Here is a 20,666-nt window from a genome sequence, read left to right as displayed (position 1 = left end):
GGGCGCCCCCCCGGGGGGCGTTTCCGCGGGGGCGGACGGGGGGGGGCCCACCCCCCCGCGTCACCGCCACCGTCCGGCGTGCTCGCCGCCGTCCGACCGCGCTCGCCACCGCCCGCGCCGCTACCGTCCGCGCCGCTACCTCCCGGAGACGACGTCCGCGACGCGGGCGATCGGCGAGGTGGCGGCCCGTCCGCCCGCCTCCTGGCGGTCCGCCGCGTGGTAGGCCGCGTACATCGCGTGCACCCCGATCCAGCGCAGCGGCTCGGGCTCCCAGCGGCGCACGGTGTGGCCCACCCAGGGCAGCCCGGTCAGCCCGGTGTCCCGCCCGAGGACCAGGTCGCGCAGCGTCCGGCCCGCCAGGTTCGTCGTGGTCACCCCGCTGCCGACGTACCCGCCCGCCCAGCCGAGACCACTCGCACGGTCCAGCTCCACCGTGGCGCACCAGTCCCGGGGCACACCGAGCACGCCCGCCCAGGCGTGGTCGATCCGGGCACTCGCGGCCGCCGGGAAGAAGCGGTTCAGGATCTGCCGGAGCTGGCGCACGGTCTCCACCTGGGTGCCGCCGTCCGCGTCCGTCCGCGAGCCGAACCGGTACGGCACACCCCGGCCGCCCAGTGCGATCCGGTCGTCCGCGGTGCGCTGCGCGTACATGTAGGCGTGCGCGAAGTCGCCCAGCACCTCGCGGCCCTGCCAGCCCGCGTCCGCCCAGAAGGCGGGCGGCAGCGGCTCGGTGGCGATCATCGCCGAGTTCATCGGCAGCCAGGTCCGCCGCTCGCCGCGCAGGCCGGCCGTGAAGCCCTCGGTCGCGCGCAGCACGTACTCGGCGGTCACCGTGCCCTGCGGCGTCACCGCGCGCGGCCGGGCGTACGCGGTGCCCGGCAGGATCGCCGTCACCGCCGTCCCCTCGTGCACCGCCACCCCGAGGTCCCGCACCACCCGCGCCAACCCGCGTACCAGCGCGGCCGGTTGGATCCGCGCACCGTACGGCGTCCAGGTACCGCCGAGGGCGCCCGCGACGGCGATCCGGTCGGCGGCCTCCTTCGCGCCCAGCAGCTCGACGCGACCCTCGCCGTACGCCCGCTCGGCGGCGGCGAAAGCCTTGAGCCGCTCCAACTGGGCTCTGTTCCTGGCGACTTCGAGCACCCCGCCGCGCACGATGTGCGCGTCGATCCGCTCGGCGGCGGCGACGTCCACGACCTCCCCGACCGCCTCGTCCATCGCCCGCTGCATCGCCGCCGCCGCACCCGGGCCGTACCGCTTCGCGAACGCGCCCCGGCCCGCGAAGCCGTTGTACAGCCACCCGCCGTTGCGCCCCGAAGCGCCGTAGCCGCAGAACCGGCGTTCCAGCACCGCGATCCGCAGCGACGGCTCCGCCTTCTTCAGGTAGTACGCCGTCCACAGCCCCGTGTACCCGCCACCGACGATGCACACGTCCACATCCGCGCTCCCGGGCAACGCCGGCCCCGGCTCCGGCAGCCCACTCGCCGCGTACCAGAACGACACCTCGCCGTTGACCGCCACCAGAACCTCCCACACCCGTCGCCGACCTGCCCGGACGCTACGCCGCACCGGTCACGCCGGAACACCCCCACACTGCCAAGATCCCCCCGCCCGGCCAGCCACCCTGTCAGACCACCAACAGCTCCAGCACCCGCATCCAGCTGCACGCCCCCGACACGAACTCCGCGACCCGCACCCCCACCCTCCGCAGCCTCGCCAAGCTCGCGTCGCCCGACAACTGGATGGCCTGGGCGATCTTCTGGGCACGCACCGGGAGTACGGCCCGGTGCGTGAGTACCTGGCACGATTCGACGAAGCGAGCAGAATCCGGCTCCTGCTACTCGCCGACATCATCCCGTCACCTCGGGGAGGTTCATCGTGAGGCCCGCACCCACCGACACCGAAGCCTGGAACGCCTACCTCTCCGAAGGCAACGCCAGGCAGGCCCGCAAGCGCGTCTCGGCCGACGTCATCCTGCGAGACGTGAGCGGCTGTCTCCTGACCGTCAACCCGACCTACAAGGACGGCTGGGACCTGCCGGGCGGCATGGCCGAGGCCAACGAACCCCCTGACCAGGCAGCCGTGCGGGAGCTGCGGGAGGAGTTGGGCCTCGACATCGCCGTCCGTGCCCTCCTCGTCGTGGACTGGGTGGCGCCGCACGGGCCCTGGGACGACCAGATCGCGTTCATCTTCGACGCCGGAACCCTCGCCCCCGCCCTTGCCGCCAACGTCCGCCCCCATGACGACGAACTCTCCGAAGCACTCTTCCTCCCAGCACCCGAGGTGGCCGCCCGGCTGCGGGCGCGCCAACGCACCCGCCTCCAAGCCGCACTCCACGCACTTGCCGACGGCCGCACCCGCTACCTTCGGGACGGGGCGGAGCCATGGCAACTCTGACCCACCATCACACACCAATGGCCGGATCACAGTTCATACCCCGCAGGTCGTAGGCCGTCAGGACCACGGCTTCGGCCCGCGCTCCTCCTGCGCGCGGACGACCGTCGCCGGTGCCGCGTGGTGCCCTGGTGGTCCCGGGCGCGTCGGCCCGGCGAGAGGAGACGCTCCGTGAACCCGTCCACGCCGTACAGGATTCGACCGTTCCGGCTCAGCGCAGCGGCCGTCGCCGCAGGCGTCCTGCTGTTCGGCGTGGCCGCCGCGCCGGCGGCCCAGGCGGCGGGCCCCCGAGCCGACGTCGTCCAGCAGCGGCTCGACGCGCTGGTCCGGCAGGACGGTGTGCCCGGCGCGCTGGCCACCGTGCGGGACCGGAACGGGCACACCCGCACCTACACGGCCGGGGTAGGCGATCTGGCCACCGGCGCGGCGGTGCCCGTGGACGGGCAGGTCCGGGCGGGCAGCAACACCAAGTCCTTCACGGCCGTCGTCGTCCTGCAGCTCGTCGCCGAGGGCAAGGTCGATCTGGAGGCCTCCCTCGACACCTACCTGCCGGGTCTCGTGCGCGGCACCGGCGCAGGCGGCGAGATCGACGGGCGGAAGATCACCGTCCGCCAGATCCTCCAGCACACCAGCGGCCTGCCCGACTACACCCACTTCCTGCCCGACCAGAGCCTCTCCCAGTACCACGAGCCCCGCGACCTGCTCGACCTCGCGCTCGCCCAGAAGCCCGACTTCGAGCCCGGCAAGGGCTGGAAGTACTGCAACACCGGTTACCTGATCGCCGGCCTGATCATCCAGAAGGTCACCGGGCGGCCCGCCGGCGAGGAGATCACCCGCCGGGTCATCGACCGCATCGGCCTGCGCCACACGTACTTCCCCGCCCAGGGCGACATGACGGTGCACGAGCGCCACCCGCACGGCTACGTCACCGAGGAGCCCGGCGACCAGCCGCTGGACGTCACCGAGCAGGACATGTCCTGGGCCTGGACGGCCGGCGCCCTGGTCTCCACGAACAGCGACCTCAACCGCTTCTTCCGTGCCCTGCTCGGCGGCGAGTTGCTGGCCCCGGCCCAGCTCGCCCAGATGCAGGTCACCGTCCCCGCCGAGTACATGGGCCCCGGCGGCCGGTACGGGCTGGGGCTCGCCAGCCGCCCGCTGTCCTGCGGCGGTGTGTACTGGGGCCACGGCGGCACGCTCCCGGGCTACGCGACCCGCGGTGGTGTCACCGAGGACGGTCGCGCCGCCGACATCGCCGTCACCACCCTGCCCTCTGCCGATGTCAAGCAGCGCGTCGCCGACGCCGTCGACGCCGCGCTCTGCCGCTGAGGCGGTCAGGCACTCACACGCGAGAGCGGACCCCGGGCGACGACCGTGCCCGCCCCCGCGTCACGGGGCGGGCACGGTCGCTCATCCGCGGTCTCAGCCGATGGTGGATCCGGTGATGGGCTCGGAGAGTTCGACGGTCTTGCCGTTCAGGCCGGCCTTGACGAACTGCCAGGTGAGGCCGTTGATGACGCCCTGGCCGAGCGGGGCCAGCTGGGCGAAGGCGGGCTGGCTGAGGTCGAGGTGGCTGGCGTCGCAGGAGGGGCACTTGTCCCGGACGGGGACGGTGACGGTCTTGCCCTGGTAGCTCACCTTGACCGAAATGCCCTGACACAGGGGGTCGTTGTTGGGGTTGGCGCTGGTCCACCAGGTGTGGGAGACCGCGACGAGCATCTGGTTGGAGGCGTTGATCTGGGTGCCGCAGGCGCCGTAGCCGGCGTCGTTGTAGTAGGTGGCCTTGCCGGCCATGGGCGTGTTGATCGGTATCGCCGCGCTGGCGGTGCCGGCGGTGAGGGCGATGAGGGCGGCGGCCGCGAGCGGGGCGCCCGCGAGGATCCTGAGGTTCTTGCTGATGGCGCGCATGGTTCCCTCCGGTTCTTTAGCCATGGACATGACAGGCAGAAGTCGCCGAAGCCGCAGGGGGATTCAGCGAGACCGCCCGATGCCCGTCCGAGTGAAGAGAACGTATGCGCCCGACGGCGGTGTGGTCCAGACCGCCGCCATGTTGACATGAACACAAGTCAGGAATCTTTACCAATACGGCCGAAGGGGCGAAGATACGTGACCGCACCGCGCCGCAGGGTGTTGACAGGCCACCACGCCCACCCCCGGAGGCCCCGCCCCATGCGCACCGCACTCGCCGCACTGCTCCTCGGCGCCGCCCTGATCCCGGCCGCCGCCGCACCCGCCAACGCCGCACCCGTGCCCGTACCCCGCGCCGTGAACCAGGGCTACAGCATCCCCGTCGGCGCCGTCACCGACCTCGGCGCGCTGCCGGTGCTCGGCAGCCTCGGGCTGGACTTCGCCCGCCTGCTCGGGCAGTAGGGACGCGGACCCTTCAAAACCGGCCCCCTCACACCCGGACGCTGAACAGGCCGCCGGAGAGCGGCTGTTGGTCGGACCGGGCGGACGTGATGTAGAGCGTCCGCCCGTCCGGCCCGCCGAAGGCGCAACTGGTGACGCGCGGCACCGGCAGCTCGACCGACGCCAGCACCTCACCCTCCGGCGAGAGGCACCGGACCGCCCAGCCGTCCCAGAACGCCACCCACAGGTTGCCGTCGGCGTCGAGCGTCATGCCGTCCGGGTAACCCGGCAGGTGGGAGACGTCGAGCGTGCGGATCCGCTCGCCGAGGGGGCCGTGCTCGGGATAGGGGTAGAGGGCGATGCGGCGCGTGGTGGTGTCGATGTGCCAGAGCCGGTCGGGCTCCGGCCAGGCGAGGCCGTTGGGGATGTCGAGCCCGTCGAGGATCGCCCGGACGCCGCCGTCGCGCTCCAGCCGGTACAGCGATCCTGGCTCGCGCGGCTCCCCCCGCCCCATCGAGCCGGCGACCGGCCGGCCGTACGGGTCGGTCTTGCCGTCGTTCATCCGGCGGTCCTGGCGGTCGGCTTCGACGGCGGCGACCAGCGTGGTGCGGCCGGTGGCCGGGTCGAGCCGTTCGAAGCCGCGCTCGGTGGCGAGCATCAGTCCGCCGTCGCCGTACGGCATCAAGGTGCCGGGGGTGACGTCGAGTTCGACCGAGCTGATCGCGCCCGAGGCCGGGTCCAGGGTGAGCACCCGCCGGTCGGGGATGCCGATCCAGCGCAGCAGTTGCGCGGACTGGTCCCACAGCGGGCCCTCGCCCAGCTCCAGGTACGGTGTGTCGGCGACCGGTTCGGCACGCACAGCGGGGCCCTCCTCGAACAAGGTGTCAGCGCAGCAGGGCTTCGGGCAGCATCGCGGTCATTCCGCCGTCCACGGCGAGGCAGGCACCACTGATGAACGAGGATTCCTCACTCGCCAGGAAGCCGACCACCCGCGCGACCTCGGCCGCACTGCCGAACCGCCCCAGTGGGGACGACCGTAGCATCGCGGCGCTCGGCTGCGGATCGGTCCACCAACTGATCGGCACGGCCCCCCTTCCAGGGCATCGGCGTCGACGTCGACCGCAAGTCCCCGGTGTCCTGGCCGGTGTACGAGCGCCACCGCTCCCTCCGCTGCACCGGCGGCCTGCACTCCGTCACCTACCTGCCCGGTGGCCCTGGCGTGTTGGTGGCCCTGGCGTGTTGGTGGCCCTGGCGTGTTGGTGGCCCTGGCGTGTTGGTGGCCCTGGTGGATCTTCCCCGGAAGGCCCGCCGGGACCGCCCCCACCCGGGTTAGGCTCGATCCGCGCGGCGGCCGTCCGCGCACCGACCGAGGGGGAGCGTGTGATCGGGGACCTGCTGCCGGACGCCGTCGTGACCGAGGTGTCCTACGACGACCCGCCGGAGGCCCGGCTGGAACCGGCCGAGGAGGCCGCCGTCGTCCAGGCGGTGGCGAAGCGCCGCCGGGAGTTCACCACCGTCCGCCACTGCGCCCGCACCGCCCTCACCCGCCTCGGCATCCCCTACCGCCCGCTGGTCCCCGGCCTGCGCGGCGCCCCGAGCTGGCCCGACGGCGTCGTCGGCAGCCTCACCCACTGCGAGGGCTTCCGAGCGGCGGCCGTCGCCCGCTCCGGCGACCTCGCCTCGGTCGGCATCGACGCCGAGCCCGCCCTGCCGCTCCCGGACGACGTCCTGGACGTCATCGCGCTGCCCGAGGAGGGGAAGCGGATCGTCGACCTGCTCGCCGAGCACCCCGGCACCCCGTGGGACCGCATCCTGTTCAGCGCCAAGGAGTCCGTGTACAAGGCGTGGTTCCCGCTCACCGAGCAGTTCCTGGACTTCAGCGAGGCCGACCTGGTCCTCTCCCCCGACGGCTCCTTCACCGCCCGCCTGCTGGTCCCCGGCCCGAACGTCAACGGCCGCCGCATCGAGGGCTTCGAGGGCCGCTGGGCCGTCGGTGACGGGCTGCTCGCCACCGCCATCGCGGTCGCCCGGTAGTCCGGCGCACCGACGACCGCACTCGGCATATCCTCGACCCCGTGACCGTGACCTATGTGATAGCTGGCACCCGGATCCACACGCTGGACGACTTCTGGGACGTGGTCGGTGAGACCATCGGCAGCGACGGCTACTTCGGCCGGAACCTCGACGCCTTCGCCGACTGCCTGCGCGGCGGCTACGGCACCCCCGAGGACGGCGACTACCTGATCGAGTGGCGCGACCACGCGGTCTCCCGGCGCAACCTCGGCTACCCGGAGACGGTCCGCCAGCTGGAACTGCGACTGGCCCACTGCCACCCCGCCAACCGCGAGCACGTCCGCGCCGACCTCGCCGCCGCCCGGGCCGGCAAGGGGCCGACGGTGTTCGACTGGCTGGTCCGGATCATCGAGGAGGAGCACCCGGGAGGCCTCCGACTGGCCTAACGCCGCAACGCGGCACCCCTGCACCTCACCGCAGCACGTCCGACAGCCGGACGAAGCGCCGCCCCGCCGCCAGCAGCCCCGGCACCGCCGCCACCACCCCGGGGGCGGTGCCGCCGCCCGGGTGGTTCATGTGGCAGATCACGATCGCCCCGGGCGGGGCCGCCGCGATCTCCTGCCGCACCTCGGCGGCGCTGAGCGTCGCCCCGCCGTCGCCGTTCACCGTGAAGCCCGCGGCGCGTTCCCCCAGGTCGGCGACCACCCGGGCGGCGACGTCGTCGTAGTGCGCGGTGCCGGAGCGGAAGAACCGCACCGGGTGGCCGAGCAGCCCGGCGAGCTTGTGTGCGTTGCCCGCGACCTCGTCGTACACCTCGCCGACGCCACCGGTGCCGGCGATGCCGTAGGCGGAGCGGCCGGTGACCGAGAGCGGGCGGTGGACGGTGCCGTGGTTGCCGATCTCGAAGAGCGGATCGGCGGCAAGCTGCTTGAACACGTCCGGGTTGGCGTCGATCCAGCGGGCGTTCAGGAAGAGCGTGGCGGGGACGGAACGTTTCCGCAGGAAGTCGATCAGGTCGGCGTCGTACCCGTTCCCGCCGGGGCCGCCGCAGGCGTCGAAGGTGAGCGCCGTCGCGCTCTCGCCGGCGGGCAGCTTGGTGGTCACCCCGGTGACCTCCATCCCCCACTCCTTCGGCGCGGTGCCGCCGTACCGGGCGATCAGCTCGGCCCGGGTCGGCTCCCGGCTCGCGGTCGCAGCGGTCGGGGCGGGCGTCGGGGGCGTCGCCTCCGATATCGCCGAGGCCCCGGAGGCCCCGGAGGCCCCGGAGGCCGAAACGGGGGCCTCCGGGGCCGCCGCCCCGCCGCCCGCCGAGGACCCGCACCCCGCCAGCGTGCTCCCGGCCACCGCCGCCAGCAGCGCCCGCCGACTCAGTGCCACACCCGTCTCCTCCGCGATGACCCGATCCGCTCGTTATGAATATGAACGGACTAATCGTCATCGCCCGCAACTCGCCGACCCGGCCGACGCCGACCCCCTTCACCGACCCGCCCCCCGCCCGTGGGCCCCGGCTCACCCCTGATTCACCACCACGGGTAAGGAGCCGAACGGACCCGCCCGCCCCGACCCGGAGGACCCGATGCCCGCCGACCACGACACCCCACGCCCCGCCCGCCGCGACCTCCTCCGCACCGGCCTCACCACCGGAGCCGCCGCCGCCCTCGGCCTCACCGCGACCACCCCCGCCGCCGCCTCCGCACCCGGCGCCCCCGCCACCCCGGGCACCCCGGGCACCCCGGGCACCCCCAGCGCCCCCAGCGCCCCCGGCACCGAACGGACCCTCACCCTCACCGGCCACCTCCCCACCGGCGCCCCCGACTTCGTCTACCTCCCCGTCGAAGTCCCCGCAGGCGTCCGCGAGATCGCCGTCAGCTACGGCTACGACAAGCCCCCGGTCCCGGCCGGCACCCCCGGCAACTCCTGCGACATCGGCATCTTCGACGAACGCGGCACCGACCTCGGCGGCCCCGGCTTCCGCGGCTGGTCCGGCGGTTTCCGCACCGAGTTCAGCCTCGCCCGCGACGCCGCGACCCCCGGCTACCTCCCCGGCCCGATCAACCCGGGCACCTGGCACCTCGTCCTCGGCCCCTACCAGATCGCGCCGCAGGGGCTGGACTACCACGTGCAGGTCACCCTCCGGTTCGGCGCCCCCGGGCCGGCGTTCGCCCCGCACTACCCGTCCGAGCGGGCCCGCGGCCGCGGCCGCGCCTGGTACCGGGGCGACTGCCACCTGCACACCGTGCACTCCGACGGCCGGCGCCTCCCGGAGGAGGTGGCCGCCGGCGCCCGCGCGGCCGGCCTGGACTTCATCGTCTCCACCGACCACAACACCAGCTCCTCGCACGCGGTCTGGGGCCCGCTGGCCGGCCCCGACCTGCTGATCATCCCGGGCGAGGAGATCACCACCCGCAACGGCCACTGGCTGGCCCTCGGCCTCGAAGCGGGCCAGTTCGTCGACTGGCGCTACCGCTCCCGCGACGAGGAGTACCCGCGCTTCGTCCGTCAGGTCCATCGCGCCGGCGGCCTGGTGGTGCCCGCGCACCCGTACTGCCCGTACGTCGCCTGCCAGTGGAAGTTCGGCTACGAGCAGGCCGACGGCGTCGAGGTGTGGAACGGGCCCTGGACGTACGACGACGAGTCCGCGGTCGACACCTGGGACGGCCGGCTCGCCGTCGCCCTGCGCGAGGGCCGTTCCTGGCTGCCCGCCCTGGGCAACAGCGACGCGCACAGCGCCCCGCAGGTGATCGGCTCCCCGCACAACGTCGTCCTGGCCGAGGACCTCACCCGGGACGCGATCCTCGACGGGCTGCGCGACGGGCGCAGCTGGCTCGCCGAATCCGCCGCCGTCCAGCTGGAGTTCACCGTCACCGGGCACGGCCGCCGGGTCGGCATCGGCGAGGAACTGGCCGTCCCGGCGGACGCCCCGCTGGACGTCCGGCTCACCGTCTCCGGCGTCCCCGGCGGGACGGTCCGCCTCCTCACCGACGAGGGCCAGCTGCACCAGGAGTCACTGCCCGCCGACGGCTCCGGCACGGTGGTCTGGCGCACCACCGCCTCGCTCGCCGCCTACGTCCGGGCCGAGGTCCGCCACCCGAAGCCGGACGGGTCGCCCGGCAAGGGCAACGCGATGGGCCCGGACCTCCCCTGGGGTCCGATGGCGGCCCTCACCAACCCGATCGTGCTGCGCGTCGAGGACCGCTGAGGCGTCCGGAGCAGGAGTGGGGACGACTCGGGGCACCGGCGTGGACTAGGTTGATCCCCGAAAGCACCAGTCGTAGGGACGAGGCGGTCGGCTGTCCGTATCCGGGCCGGCCGGCCCTTCCGCACTCCGACCGCCTCGCCCCGGCTACCCGTCCGTCCCCGGCCCGCGAAGGGATCAGCAGCTGTGAACCGTACGACCGTAGGTGGGCCGGAGCTCGGGGGCGGCCGGGGCGCCGGCGGCGTCCTCGTCCTCGTCGACCCGGCCGGGGCCGGCCAGAGCCCGGTCGCGAGCCGGCTCGCGGAGGAGCTGCACCCGAGCGTCCACCTGCGTGCGCACGACTTCCTGCGGGTCATCCGGCGCGGCCAGCTCCCGCCGCACCTCCCCGAGGCCGAGCGGCAGAACACCACCGCCCTCGCCGCCGCCGCGCAGGCCGCCTTCGCCTACGCGACCGGCGGCTACCAGGTCATCGTCGAGTGCCCGGCCGCCCCGCCCACCCTGGACACCTTCCGCCGCGAGAGCCGCACCACCGGCGCCGCCCTCCACCTCGTCGTCCTCCAGCCCACTCCGGGCGCCGTCCCCGGCCCGCACACCCTGGACACCAGCTCCCTCACCCCCGTCGGCGCCGCCGAGTCCATCCTCGCCGCCCTCACCCGCCGCACCCACCTGCTCGGCTGGTGACCCCGCGGGGTGCCCGAGGCCCCGGCCCCGGGCACCCGGCGCGCACGGCTACGCCCCCACCACCCCGTCGATCGCCTCCCGCAGGAAGTCGGCGTGCCCGTTGTGCCGGGCGTACTCGTGGATCAGGTGCAGCATCACCAGCCGCAGCGACACGTCGGCGTCCCACCGGGCCTGGTACCCGGTGACGTCGAGGGTCTCGGCGGCGCGCTCGATGCGGCGCGCGTGTTCGACCTCGGCCTGCCAGACGGCGAAGGCCTCGGCCCGGGTGGCGCCGGTGGCGTCGTACGCGGCCTGGAAGTCGCCGTCCTGCGACCAGACCAGCGGGACGTCCTCGCCGTCGATCACCCTGCGGAACCAGGTGCGCTCCACCTCCGCCATGTGCCGGACCAGCCCGAGCAGGGTCAGGGTGGACGGCGGGCTGGAGCGCCGGCGCAGCTGCTCGTCGGTGAGGCCCTCGCACTTCAGGGCGAGGGTCGCCCGGTGGAAGTCCAGGAAGCCGCGCAGCATCTCGCGCTCGCCGCCACGGAGCGGCGGTGCGGGGCGCTGGTCAGGGATGTTCACGGTGTCGCTCTCCTCAAACCCTCGGGAATCCTCGCGGACTGTAGCGAACCGGCCGTCCGCGCCCGGTAGCCGCCCCCGGTAGTGCGGCGGTGTTCTGAGCCCCCCGGGCCACCTCCGCGCCCCTTTCCCGCCCCGGACCGGGGTCCATCACGTACCGTGTTCGGATCACCACCGGTTTGGGTACGTACCTCGGCGCGCCCGACGGGCGCCGAGCACCGCGGTGCCGGTCACAGCGCCGCCACATCGTCACGCAGCACGTTCAGCGCCCCCGGTCCGGGGTCGTCACTCCACCGCCGAGACCGGGTACATCACACACCGGGAGACCGACCATCATGAGCCACGACCACATCCCCGCCCCCGTACGCCGGACCTACGGTGCCGGCGATCTGTCCCAGGCCGCGAGCTTCGCCGGTGGATTCATCAACTTCGGCTACTGGCAGGACATGGACCTCACCGCCCCGACGACCGAGGACCGGGTCCACAGCCAGGAACAGCTCTACCGCCGGGTCCTGCGGGAGTTCGCGGAGCCACGTGAGCGGCTGCGGCTGGCCGAGGTCGGCTGCGGGCGCGGGCTCGGCGCGGCGCTCGCCCTGCGCGAGTTCCGGTTCGGGGGCGTGACCGGCGTCGACATCCACCCCGACCAGATCGAGCGCGCCCGCGCCGTCAACGCCAAAGCCCTGGCCACCTACCCCGATCGGCTCGCCTACACCTTCGGATCGGCCAACCAACTCCCCTTCGCCGACGGCTCCCTGGACGGCGTCTACTCCGTCGAGGCCGCCCAGCACTTCCGCGAACTCACCGGCTTCGCCCGCGAGACCGCCCGCGTCCTACGCCCGGGCGGCCGGCTCGTCGTGACCACCTTCTTCGCCGCCGCCGGACCGGACATCACCGAGCGCCTGAGCATCCTCCTCGCCAGCTTCGCCGACGGCCTCGACCTCCCCCACCCCCTCGCCGCCTTCACCAGCGACCTCACCGCGGCCGGCTTCACCACCATCACCACCGAGTCCATCGGCGACGCCGTCTGGCCCGGCCTCGACCGCTACCTCACCGACGCCGTCCCTCCCGGTCACTGGAGCCGCAACTTCCTCCCCGCCTGGCGCAGCGGCCTCCTCGACTACCACGTCGTCACCGCCACCCGGCCCGGGCCGGCGGAAACGGCCCGCCAGTCGATCTGACGCGCCGTCCTGCCCCCCCCCGGTACGTCGCGGGGCCCTGACGCCCCCTCCGCCGTCCGCTCCGGGCCCGGCGGGCGCCCGTCGGCCGCGACGCGCCGGATCAGCCGACCGCCGCCCCCACCCGCGGCGACGGCTCGGCCGCCGGGCCGGCCAGGGCCGCCAGCCGGCGCAGGCTGGCCCGGCGCTGGAGCGCGCCGAGGCCGACGGTCGCCGCGCCGAGGGCCAGCCAGCCGGCCGGACCGGCCGTCATCACCACGCCGGTGAGCAGCAGCGGGCCCACCGACTTCTGCACCGACTGGGCCATCCCGGCCACCCCCAGGTAGGAGGCTTGGGCCCCCGGGGGCGCCAGGACGACCGCCAGCTCCCAGGAGCTCACCGAGCGCATCAGCTCCGCCAGCGTGACGAGCATCGCCGCGGCCAGCAGCGCGAGCGAGGCCGTCCACGGCCCGCCGCCGGTGGCGAGCGCGGTCAGCAGGCAGCAGCCGAGCAGCGTCAGGCCGTACCAGCCCACCGCCGCGGCCGCCCCGTGCGGGCCCTGCGCCCGCGCCGAGACGCGCAGTTGCAGGAGCACCACGAGCACCGTGTTGAGGATCAGGAAGACCGGGACGACGGCGTGCGGCGCGCCGGTGTGGTGGACGAGCCAGAGCGGCAGGCCGACGTTGAGGATCGAGTCGTCCAGGTTCAGCGGCATGTCCAGCGCGACGAACAGCAGGTAGCCCCGGTCGCGCCAGGGGCTCGGAGCTGCCGCCGGAGCTGTCCCCGGGGCGGCGGCGGGCTCTTCCCCGGAGGCCGCGGCGACCAGGCCGCGCCCGGCCGGCTCCCGGGTGCGCCAGACCAGGACGGCGGCGAAGGCGAAGGAGAGTGCGTTGGCCACGATCAGCGCGCGGTAGGCGTTCGTGGTGCCCATCGCCAGGCCGATCGCCGCGATGCCCGCGCCGAGCGCGTACCCGGCGTTGGCCACGCTGCGGAACAGCGCCTGGTACGTGCCACGCCGCTCGCCCGCGATCCGGGTGGCGAACAGCATCTCCAGGGTCTTGGCCGCCCGTTCGGCCAGGCAGGTCAGGGCGACGGCGGGGAGCAGCGTGGCGAAGTCGTCGACGACCAGCAGCAGGCCCATCGTCCCGATCCGCAGCAGGTGGCACCCGATCAGCAGCCACCGCACCGGCAGCCGTTCGGCCGCCCGCCCGGCGAGCGGGGACCCGGCGATCCCCGCCGCCGCGCCCACGCCCAGCAGCACGCCGAGCTGCCGGGCGTCCATCCCGCACACGTAGGTGAAGTACAGCACCGAGGCCGCCGCCCACACCCCGCTCCCGGTCCGGTCGACGCACTGCGCCAGCAGCATGATCCGCGCGTCGCGCCCGCCCGGCGGCTTCCGCAGCTGCGCCATCAGTCCGTTCCCCCGCATGGCAGGCCCCCGTTGCATGATCGACATCAATCTCGACATCAAGATACTTCACGTCGAGATAGATGCGGAAGCCCCGGCCGCACACCCGCCGGGCCCCGAACCTCGGACCTCGACGGCGGGCGGGCGGTGCGCCACACTCTCCCCAGCAGCATCCGCGCTCCCAACGCACCGGCACGACGTCACGATCCACCGCCACATCGGAGAGCCACACGGTGACCACTCGTCAACTGCTGGAGATCGCCTTCTCGTCCGGCCGGGCCGGGTCCGGCCCTGCCACCTGGGGCCAACAGGCCATCTGGGACGTCCTGAGCCGGCTCACCCCGGCCGACGTGCCGCGCTACAACATCGCCGCGGCGGCGCCGCTCGACCCCGGGCTGCCGCTGCCCGCCCTGCTCGCCGGCCTGGAGGGGCTGCTCCACCTGCACGACTCGCTGCACACCCGCCTGGTGCCGGGCGAGGCCGGCCGGTTACACCAAGTGGTCGACGCCGAGGGCCGGTTGGAGGTGGAGGTACGGCACTGCGCGGAGCCGGCCGATCCGGCCGAGGCGGGCGCGCGGCTGCACGAGGAGCTGGCGGCACTGCCGTTCGACACCGCCACCCAGTGGCCGATCCGGGTCGGCGTGGTGGAGGCGGGCGGGTCGGCCCGGTACGTGAGCCTGGTGCTCTCGCACACCGCGGTGGACGGCACGGGGATGAACCGCCTGGTGGCCGACCTGACCGCGCTCTGCCAGGGCACCTCGCCGGACGAACTGGCCAAGATCCGCGAGCCCGCCCAACAGCCGCTGGAGGAGGCGGAGTTCCAGGCCTCCGAGCGCGGTCGGCGGCGGGACGAGGGCGCCCGCAAACAGTTCCTGCGCAAGCTCCGGCTGGCCCCGGCCCGGCTGTTCCCCCCGCCCGGCGAGCCGGCCACACCGGGCGCCAGGTTCCCGAACGCCGTCCTGCGCTCGCCCGCGCTGCCCCGCGCGGTGGACCAGGTGGCGGCCGCCCACCGGGTGACGTCCTCCTCGGTGCTGCTGGCGGCGACGGCGGCGATGACGGCCCGGCTGTCGGGCTCGACGGAGGCGGTGCTGAACGTCGTGGTGAACAACCGCTTCCTGCCCGAACTGACCAACGCGGTGAGCGTGGTCGCGGGCGACGGGCTGTTCCACCTCCCGGACGCCACCGCCGAGTTCAGGGACGTCGTCCGGCGCACGAACGCCGCCGCGATCGGCGCCTACCGCCACGCCTACTACGACAAGCTGCGACTGCAGGCCGAGATCGGGCGGCTCGCCGCCGAGGGCGTCCCGCTCGCGGACCGGTCCTGCATCTTCAACGACACCCGCGAGCTGGTCACCGCCTCCCCCGACACCGGGACGGGTGAGGAGACCACCCTGACCTGGCCGGTGGAGTTCGAGCCCCGCCCCGGCCTGACCTACGCCCTGGACGCACTGCAGTCCCCGGGCGCACTGAGCCTGACCATGACGGCCGACCCCGCGGTGCTCCCGCGCCCGGCGATGGAGCGCTTCCTGTACGGGATCGAGGAGTTGATCCTCACCGAGGCCCGCACCCTCGAAGCAACCTAGCCGTGCCCCGAGACCGGAGGGCACCGTGCACCACGCGGCGCCCTCCGGCGCCTCCCCGCCACCCGCCGCTCCCCCCGGGCCCGTTGGCCCCGCCGCTACGCTGAGCCCATGCGGATCCTCCTCCTCGGCGGCACCTCCTTCGTCGGCCGCGCGATCGCCGACGACGCCCTGCGCGGCGGCGCCGAGGTCGCCCTGTTCACCCGCGGCCGGACCAAGCCCGGCCTCTTCCCCGCCGCCGCCCACCTGATCGGCGACCGCGACACCGGCGACTACACCGCCCTGCGCGGCGGCCGCTGGGACGCGGTGGTGGACGTCAGCGGCTACCGCCCCCGCCAGGTCGGCCAGGCCATGGACGCGCTCGGCGACCGGGTCGGCCGCTACCTGTTCATCTCCAGCCACGCGGTGTACGAGCGCGCCGGCCTCGCCCCCGGCTCGGACGAGTCCGCCCCGCGCCGCGCACCCCTGCGCGACGCCGAGCAGCTCACCGAGGAGACGTACGGCCGGCTCAAGGTCGCCTGCGAGGACGACGTCACCGCCCGCTACGGAGACCGGGCGACGATCGTGCGCCCCGGAAAGGTGGCCGGCCCCCACGACGAGCAGCGCGGGCTCACCTACTGGGCGCGCCGGGCCGCCCGGGGCGGGCGGATCGCGCTGCCGGGGCGGCCGGAGCAGCCCGTCCAGGTGGTCGACGTGCGCGACCTGGCCCGGCTGGTGGTCCGGCTGCTCCAGGACGGCCGGGCGGGCGCCTTCCACGCCGTCGGCCCGGCCGAACCGACCACGCTGGGTGGGCTGATCGCCACCTGCGCCGAGGTCGCGGGCGCCGAGGTGGAGGTCGTCCCGGTGCCGCCGGAGAGCGCGCCGCCACCGTTCTTCCCGCTGGTCCGGGCTGCGCCGCTCTGGACCGGACAGCAGCGCAGCGCCGCCCGGGCCAGGGCGGCCGGGCTGCCGGCGACCCCGCTCGCGGTCACCGCCGCCGACGTGCTCGCCTGGGACCGCGAGCGCGGCGAACCGCCCCTCGGCCACGGCTTCACGCCCGAGCAGGAGGCCTGGGTGCTGGCCGAAGCGACGGGGCCGAGGCCCTGAACGACCGCCGACCCTGCACAGCACGACCGGTCAGGACGGACTGCCGGACGGCCACCCCGTCCTGACCGGTTGTCAGTGTCACGCGCTATGGTCGGCCCCGAACGATCCCACCAGCACCTGCACAGCACCGCCAGGGGGCACCATGACCGCGCACCGCACCACCGCGCACAGCGCCGGCCCGCGCACCACCCCGCTCGACGCACCGCTCGACACCCCGCTCGACGCGTCGCTCAGCACCGCCGATCTCGTCGACGGCTGGCGGCGGGTGGGCGTCCGCGAGGGCATGGCGATGATCGTGCACTCCTCGCTCTCCAGCCTCGGCCGGGTCGACGGCGGCGCCGCGGCCGTGGTGGCCAGCCTGCGCGAGGCGGTCGGGCCCGGCGGCACGGTCGCGGTGCCCACCTTCACCACCGCCGTCGTCCGGGACCCGGCACCGGAGCACGCCGGCCTGCCGAGCCCCGAGGTCGCCGAACGGCGCGCCGCCGTCCCGCTGTTCCACCCCGGGCTCCCCTCCCCGATGGGTGCCGTGCCGGAGGCGCTGCGCGCGCTGCCGGAGAGCCTGCGCAGCACGCATCCGCAGGCCTCGGTCGCCGCGGTCGGGGCGCACGCCCGCGAGGTCACCGCCCGCCGCTCGCTGGGCTTCGCGGTCGGCCGCGAGTCGCCCTTCGGCGCGCTGCACGACCTCGGTGGGTACGTGCTGCTGATCGGTGTCGGGCACAACCGCAACACCTTCCTGCACTACGCCGAGACCTTCGCGCCCAACCGCCGCCTCAAACTCCGGCGCTTCCCGATGGCGATCCAGGGCGAGCGGGTCTGGATCGAGGCGCCCGACGTGGGCGACGACAACGACACCCACTTCCCGGTCGTGGGAAAGGAGTTCGAGGAGCGGGCGGGCATCCACGAGGTGCTGGTCGGCAACGCGCCCTGCCGGCTGATCCCGGTCCGGGAGCTCATACCCTTCGCCGTCCGCCGCCTCACCGAACTGCTGGCGGCGGACGGCCCCGGAGCGGCGTAGCCCGATCGACCGCCCGCTTCCTCAAGCGGCCGACCGGACCACGCCCGTCACCAGGTCACCAGCTCACCAGGTCACATCCGGGGGCTCAACGAGCCCAGACCTCAATGCTCCTCGTCGTGCAGCGAGTTGGTCTCCTGGATCTTCTTCCAGGACTTCGGCTCCGCCGGCAGCTGCCCGTCGGCCTGTCCCGCGCCCGCACCCGGCGCGAGCGAGGCCGCCGCTGCGGCCGGCGCCGGCCCGACGGCCGGCTTCGAGGCCGTGAACAGCCAGGTGGCGAAGAGGTCCCCGAGCTTCTTCCCGGAGACCTTCTCGGCGTACGCCTGGAACTCCGGGACGGAGGCGTTGCCGTAGCGGCGCTCGGTGGGCCAGCCCTTCAGGATCTGGAAGAACTTGTCGTCCCCGACGGCGTTGCGCAGCGCCTGGATGGCCACCGCGCCCCGGTCGTAGACGGCGTTCGCGAACTGGTTGGCGGCTCCCGGGTCGCCCGGCTTGACGGTCCAGAAGGGGTCGTCGGCCGGGTGCGAGGCATAGACGTAGTCGGCGATTTCCTGCGCCGTGCCCTCGTCCTCGTGCTCGGACCAGAGGAACTGCGAGTACCGGGCGAAGCCCTCGTTCAGCCAGATGTCGCTCCAGTGCGAGACCGAGACGCTGTCGCCGTACCACTGGTGGGCCAGCTCGTGCACGACGACGGAGGTGTTGGAGCCGCGCGCGAACTGCCGGGGGCTGTAGAAGACCCGGGTCTGGGTCTCCAGGGCGAAGCCGGTCTTGACGTTGGGCACGTAGCCGCCGACCGAGCTGAACGGGTAGTCGCCGAAGTAGCCGCTCAGCCAGTCGACGATCTCGCCGGTGCGCTCGACGCTGGCCTTGGCCGCGTCGGTGTTCTCGCCGAGGTCCTTGCTGTACGCGTTGTAGACGGGCAGCCCGCTCGGTGTGCTGTCGGTCGTGACGTCGAACTTGCCGACCGCGAGGGTGGCCAGGTAGGTCGCCTGCGGCTTGTTCTCGCGCCAGCTGTAGCGGGTCCAGCCGGCCTGCGAGACGGCGCCGGCCAGGATGCCGTTGCTGATCACCTGGTTGCCGTCCGGCACCTGGACCGAGACGTCGAAGGTGGCCTTGTCGCTCGGGTGGTCGTTGCTCGGGAACCACCACCACGCCGACTCGGGCTCACCGGCGGCCACCGCGCCGTCCGGCGTGCGCAGCCAGGCGGTGAAGCCGTACTTCTTCACGGTGGACGGGACGCCCTTGTAGCGGACCACCACGGTGGCCTGGCTGCCCTTGGCGAGCGGCCGGGCGGGCGTGACCTCCAGCTCCTGCTCCCCGCTGGTGGCGAAGGTCGCCGGACGTCCGTTGACCCGGACCTCCTGGACGTTCAGCGCGAAGTCCAGGTTGAAGCGGGAGAGGTTCTCGGTCGCCGTGGCGAGGATGGTGGTGGTGCCCTCCAGTTCGTCGGTGGCGGGCTGGTATTTCAGCCGGATGTCGTAGTGCGAGACGCGGTACCCGCCGTTCCCGTAGGTCGGGTAGTACGGGTCTCCGATGCCGGCCGCGCCGGGTTGGAAGTCGGCCGCCGAGGCGGGGACGGCCAGGAACAGGCTCAGGGCGCTGGCAGCGGAGACGATCAGCCTCTTGCGCACGTGGTCCTCCAGGGTCACTGGGACGATGGGTCGGATCGATCCATGTCCCGGTGGCTCCCGGTCCACTCCCCAATTGTGAGATGTTCATGAAAAGAAACAGGCCGACATGGCGCCGCCGCGACACCGCCACACACCCCGGGGACCCCCTGCGCCCCACCCGCCCCTCACACCCCGGCCCCCGCCCCCCTCACCCGCCGAGCGTCACCGGCGCCCGCACCAGCGAGCCGTACTCCGTCCACGAGCCGTCGTAGTTCTTCACGTGCGGGTACCCCAGCAGCTCGGTGAGCGCGAACCAGGTGTGCGCCGACCGTTCGCCGATCCGGCAGTACGCGATCACCTCGCGCTCCGGTTCCACGCCCTTCCCCCCGTACAGCGCCCGCAGTTCCTCCGCCGAGCGGAACGACCCGTCGTCGTTGGCCGCCTGCGACCAGGGGACGTTCACCGCGCCGGGGATGTGCCCGGGCACCTGCGCCTGCTCCTGCGGCAGGTGCGGCGGCGCGATCAGCTCGCCCCGGTACTCGGCGGGCGAGCGGACGTCGACCAGCACCGCGTCCGAACCGGGCTTGGCGAACAGCTCGGCCTTGCCGAGCACTTCGTCCCGCAGCGCCCGCAGCTCCGGGCGCTCGGGCCCGGTCAGCCGGTAGGCGGTGTGCTGGTAGTCCATCACCTCTTCGGTGAGCCCGCGCCCCTCCAGCTCCCACTTCTTGCGCCCGCCGTCCAGCAGTCGCACGGGGCCGAAGCCGCGCAGCCGCAGCAGCCAGTAGGCGTACGCGGCGAACCAGTTGTTGTTGCCGCCGTAGAGCACCACGGTGGTGTCGTCCTCCACGCCGGCCGCCCGCAGCAGGTGCTGGACGCCCTCCCGGTCGGCGTAGTCGCGGCCGACCTGGCTGTGCAGGTCGGTGGTCCAGTTCCAGCCGATCGCGCCGGGGATGTGGTCCCGGTCGTAGGCGGTGGTGTCCTCGTCCACCTCGACGACCCGGATCGTCCCGTCGTCCAGGTGGTGGGCCAGCCACTCGGTACCGACCAGCGCCTCGGGGTGTGCGTAGCCGTTGCCGGTCATCCCAGGCCCTCCTTCGCTCTGCCCAGGCTTTCGGCGCCCGACCAGGGGCACAGCGAGCCGCGCACGGGCACGGCGGGGCGCCGGCGACCGGGCCGGACAGTTCGACGCTACGCCGACCGCCCGGCCCGGGCCACCCCGCTCAGGAGAAGATCACGGAGCGCAGCTTCAGCCGGTCGCCGAGCTTCTTGCCGGGGTTCATGACGTAGTAGACGTCGCCCTCGCAGTCGAAGTCCAGGAACACCGTCGCCGTCGAGCGGGTGAGGTTCTCCGGCGCGAAGGCCGGGTCCGCCTCGGTGGCCCCGAACAGGTTGATGCACTCGCGGCTCTCCGGGTCCGCGAGCCCGGCCGGCACGCCGGGGAGGCGGCCGACCTTGTAGAGGAAGTCGCCGGTGGCGGCGTTGGCGGAGGTCGGGACCGCGAGGATGAGGGCGACGGCGCTGGCGACGGCGAGTGCGGTGTTGCGGAGACGCATGATTGATGGCCTTTCAGGAGGTACCTGGCGGTACCTGATGCATTGATGCGAGATCACCCTAGAGGCCAAAAATCA

General features: G+C 73.8%; 21 protein-coding genes and 1 pseudogene. 12 read left to right on the top strand and 10 right to left on the bottom strand.

Annotated features, from left to right (window positions below; all coding sequences use genetic code 11):
* Positions 1–135 precede the first annotated feature (135 nt).
* The gene (locus ACFVHI_RS25580) at positions 136–1,524 is read right to left on the bottom strand and encodes an FAD-binding oxidoreductase (RefSeq protein WP_063350913.1); all 1,389 of its coding nucleotides are present in this window, start codon (positions 1,522–1,524) and stop codon (positions 136–138) included.
* Positions 1,525–1,878: 354 nt separating this feature from the next.
* Here ACFVHI_RS25580 and ACFVHI_RS25575 point away from each other — a divergent pair, with 354 nt between their 5' ends.
* The gene (locus ACFVHI_RS25575; RefSeq protein WP_380343075.1) at positions 1,879–2,397 is read left to right on the top strand and encodes an NUDIX domain-containing protein; all 519 of its coding nucleotides are present in this window, start codon (positions 1,879–1,881) and stop codon (positions 2,395–2,397) included.
* Positions 2,398–2,565: 168 nt separating this feature from the next.
* The gene (locus tag ACFVHI_RS25570) at positions 2,566–3,720 is read left to right on the top strand and encodes a serine hydrolase domain-containing protein (protein ID WP_380343072.1); all 1,155 of its coding nucleotides are present in this window, start codon (positions 2,566–2,568) and stop codon (positions 3,718–3,720) included.
* Positions 3,721–3,813: 93 nt separating this feature from the next.
* Here the strand turns inward: ACFVHI_RS25570 and ACFVHI_RS25565 are convergent, their stop codons facing one another.
* Positions 3,814–4,299 (bottom strand): cysteine/serine endopeptidase inhibitor, encoded by a 486-nt coding sequence (locus ACFVHI_RS25565; protein WP_063346414.1) that lies wholly within the window; start codon positions 4,297–4,299, stop codon positions 3,814–3,816.
* A 261-nt stretch (positions 4,300–4,560) separates the two neighbouring features.
* Here ACFVHI_RS25565 and ACFVHI_RS25560 point away from each other — a divergent pair, with 261 nt between their 5' ends.
* Positions 4,561–4,761 carry a hypothetical protein gene (locus ACFVHI_RS25560; RefSeq protein WP_063346415.1) on the top strand — a complete coding sequence of 67 codons (201 nt, stop codon included), beginning with the start codon at positions 4,561–4,563 and terminating at the stop codon, positions 4,759–4,761.
* 28 nt (positions 4,762–4,789) lie between these two features.
* On the opposite strand, the gene ACFVHI_RS25555 is transcribed toward ACFVHI_RS25560, so the two are convergent.
* A complete protein-coding gene (locus ACFVHI_RS25555) occupies positions 4,790–5,599 on the bottom strand; it encodes an SMP-30/gluconolactonase/LRE family protein (protein ID WP_063346416.1) in 810 nt (269 codons plus the stop codon).
* 25 nt (positions 5,600–5,624) lie between these two features.
* Positions 5,625–5,783: an SDR family oxidoreductase gene (locus tag ACFVHI_RS25550; protein ID WP_380343068.1), complete on the bottom strand. Its 159-nt coding sequence runs from the start codon at positions 5,781–5,783 to the stop codon at positions 5,625–5,627.
* Positions 5,784–5,802: 19 nt separating this feature from the next.
* Here ACFVHI_RS25550 and ACFVHI_RS25545 point away from each other — a divergent pair.
* From ACFVHI_RS25545 to ACFVHI_RS25535, 3 genes and pseudogenes are all read left to right on the top strand, one after another.
* Positions 5,803–6,073 (top strand): annotated as a pseudogene (locus ACFVHI_RS25545) (hypothetical protein); the annotation flags it as partial.
* 47 nt (positions 6,074–6,120) lie between these two features.
* A complete protein-coding gene (locus tag ACFVHI_RS25540) occupies positions 6,121–6,774 on the top strand; it encodes a 4'-phosphopantetheinyl transferase (protein ID WP_380343065.1) in 654 nt (217 codons plus the stop codon).
* Positions 6,775–6,815: 41 nt separating this feature from the next.
* Positions 6,816–7,199 carry a barstar family protein gene (locus ACFVHI_RS25535; protein ID WP_063346419.1) on the top strand — a complete coding sequence of 128 codons (384 nt, stop codon included), beginning with the start codon at positions 6,816–6,818 and terminating at the stop codon, positions 7,197–7,199.
* Positions 7,200–7,224: 25 nt separating this feature from the next.
* Here the strand turns inward: ACFVHI_RS25535 and ACFVHI_RS25530 are convergent, their stop codons facing one another.
* Positions 7,225–8,130, bottom strand: coding sequence for a polysaccharide deacetylase family protein (locus ACFVHI_RS25530; protein WP_380343062.1), 906 nt, complete (start codon positions 8,128–8,130; stop codon positions 7,225–7,227).
* A gap of 199 nt (positions 8,131–8,329) precedes the next feature.
* On the opposite strand from ACFVHI_RS25530, the gene ACFVHI_RS25525 reads away from it, so the two are divergent.
* A complete protein-coding gene (locus tag ACFVHI_RS25525) occupies positions 8,330–9,952 on the top strand; it encodes a CehA/McbA family metallohydrolase (RefSeq protein WP_380343059.1) in 1,623 nt (540 codons plus the stop codon).
* 183 nt (positions 9,953–10,135) lie between these two features.
* Entirely contained in the window at positions 10,136–10,630 is a 495-nt protein-coding gene (locus ACFVHI_RS25520; protein ID WP_063346422.1) for a hypothetical protein, read from the top strand.
* Between the two features lie 48 nt (positions 10,631–10,678).
* On the opposite strand, the gene ACFVHI_RS25515 is transcribed toward ACFVHI_RS25520, so the two are convergent.
* Complete coding sequence (locus ACFVHI_RS25515; RefSeq protein WP_380343078.1) at positions 10,679–11,137, bottom strand: DinB family protein; 459 nt, start codon at positions 11,135–11,137, stop codon at positions 10,679–10,681.
* 386 nt (positions 11,138–11,523) lie between these two features.
* On the opposite strand from ACFVHI_RS25515, the gene ACFVHI_RS25510 reads away from it, so the two are divergent.
* Complete coding sequence (locus ACFVHI_RS25510; protein ID WP_380343054.1) at positions 11,524–12,366, top strand: class I SAM-dependent methyltransferase; 843 nt, start codon at positions 11,524–11,526, stop codon at positions 12,364–12,366.
* 100 nt (positions 12,367–12,466) lie between these two features.
* Here the strand turns inward: ACFVHI_RS25510 and ACFVHI_RS25505 are convergent, their stop codons facing one another.
* Entirely contained in the window at positions 12,467–13,753 is a 1,287-nt protein-coding gene (locus ACFVHI_RS25505) for an MFS transporter (RefSeq protein ID WP_380343051.1), read from the bottom strand.
* Positions 13,754–13,983: 230 nt separating this feature from the next.
* Here ACFVHI_RS25505 and ACFVHI_RS25500 point away from each other — a divergent pair, with 230 nt between their 5' ends.
* The 3 genes from ACFVHI_RS25500 (at position 13,984) to ACFVHI_RS25490 (ending at position 17,431) form a co-directional block, all read left to right on the top strand.
* Complete coding sequence (locus tag ACFVHI_RS25500) at positions 13,984–15,333, top strand: condensation domain-containing protein (protein ID WP_380343048.1); 1,350 nt, start codon at positions 13,984–13,986, stop codon at positions 15,331–15,333.
* Positions 15,334–15,441: 108 nt separating this feature from the next.
* Positions 15,442–16,416, top strand: coding sequence for an NAD-dependent epimerase/dehydratase family protein (locus ACFVHI_RS25495; protein ID WP_380343045.1), 975 nt, complete (start codon positions 15,442–15,444; stop codon positions 16,414–16,416).
* A gap of 142 nt (positions 16,417–16,558) precedes the next feature.
* A complete protein-coding gene (locus ACFVHI_RS25490; RefSeq protein ID WP_380343043.1) occupies positions 16,559–17,431 on the top strand; it encodes an aminoglycoside N(3)-acetyltransferase in 873 nt (290 codons plus the stop codon).
* Positions 17,432–17,532: 101 nt separating this feature from the next.
* Here the strand turns inward: ACFVHI_RS25490 and ACFVHI_RS25485 are convergent, their stop codons facing one another.
* The 3 genes from ACFVHI_RS25485 to ACFVHI_RS25475 all read right to left on the bottom strand — a co-directional run bounded on the left by ACFVHI_RS25485 (position 17,533) and on the right by ACFVHI_RS25475 (position 20,591).
* Positions 17,533–19,059, bottom strand: coding sequence for a M1 family metallopeptidase (locus ACFVHI_RS25485; protein WP_380343041.1), 1,527 nt, complete (start codon positions 19,057–19,059; stop codon positions 17,533–17,535).
* A 187-nt stretch (positions 19,060–19,246) separates the two neighbouring features.
* Positions 19,247–20,119: a sulfurtransferase gene (locus tag ACFVHI_RS25480; RefSeq protein ID WP_063346426.1), complete on the bottom strand. Its 873-nt coding sequence runs from the start codon at positions 20,117–20,119 to the stop codon at positions 19,247–19,249.
* Positions 20,120–20,258: 139 nt separating this feature from the next.
* Positions 20,259–20,591, bottom strand: a complete 333-nt coding sequence (locus tag ACFVHI_RS25475; protein WP_063346427.1) for a hypothetical protein — start codon at positions 20,589–20,591, stop codon at positions 20,259–20,261.
* Positions 20,592–20,666 lie beyond the last annotated feature (75 nt).

This window comes from Kitasatospora sp. NPDC127121 (assembly GCF_042677305.1).
Classification (GTDB): domain Bacteria; phylum Actinomycetota; class Actinomycetes; order Streptomycetales; family Streptomycetaceae; genus Kitasatospora.
Note: the sequence above shows the minus strand (reverse complement) of the source record. Positions and strands in the feature narration are given on the sequence as shown.

Bases quoted from the DNA above. Each gene is read 5' to 3' on its own strand.
- ACFVHI_RS25565 (WP_063346414.1), bottom strand. From the start codon at position 4,299: ATGCGCGCCATCAGCAAGAACCTCAGGATCCTCGCGGGCGCCCCGCTC.
- ACFVHI_RS25560 (WP_063346415.1), top strand. From the start codon at position 4,561: ATGCGCACCGCACTCGCCGCACTGCTCCTCGGCGCCGCCCTGATCCCG.
- ACFVHI_RS25550 (WP_380343068.1), bottom strand. From the start codon at position 5,783: ATGCTACGGTCGTCCCCACTGGGGCGGTTCGGCAGTGCGGCCGAGGTC.
- ACFVHI_RS25525 (WP_380343059.1), top strand. From the start codon at position 8,330: ATGCCCGCCGACCACGACACCCCACGCCCCGCCCGCCGCGACCTCCTC.
- ACFVHI_RS25515 (WP_380343078.1), bottom strand. From the start codon at position 11,137: ATGCTGCGCGGCTTCCTGGACTTCCACCGGGCGACCCTCGCCCTGAAG.
- ACFVHI_RS25510 (WP_380343054.1), top strand. From the start codon at position 11,524: ATGAGCCACGACCACATCCCCGCCCCCGTACGCCGGACCTACGGTGCC.
- ACFVHI_RS25505 (WP_380343051.1), bottom strand. From the start codon at position 13,753: ATGGCGCAGCTGCGGAAGCCGCCGGGCGGGCGCGACGCGCGGATCATG.
- ACFVHI_RS25495 (WP_380343045.1), top strand. From the start codon at position 15,442: ATGCGGATCCTCCTCCTCGGCGGCACCTCCTTCGTCGGCCGCGCGATC.
- ACFVHI_RS25490 (WP_380343043.1), top strand. From the start codon at position 16,559: ATGACCGCGCACCGCACCACCGCGCACAGCGCCGGCCCGCGCACCACC.
- ACFVHI_RS25480 (WP_063346426.1), bottom strand. From the start codon at position 20,119: ATGACCGGCAACGGCTACGCACACCCCGAGGCGCTGGTCGGTACCGAG.
- ACFVHI_RS25475 (WP_063346427.1), bottom strand. From the start codon at position 20,591: ATGCGTCTCCGCAACACCGCACTCGCCGTCGCCAGCGCCGTCGCCCTC.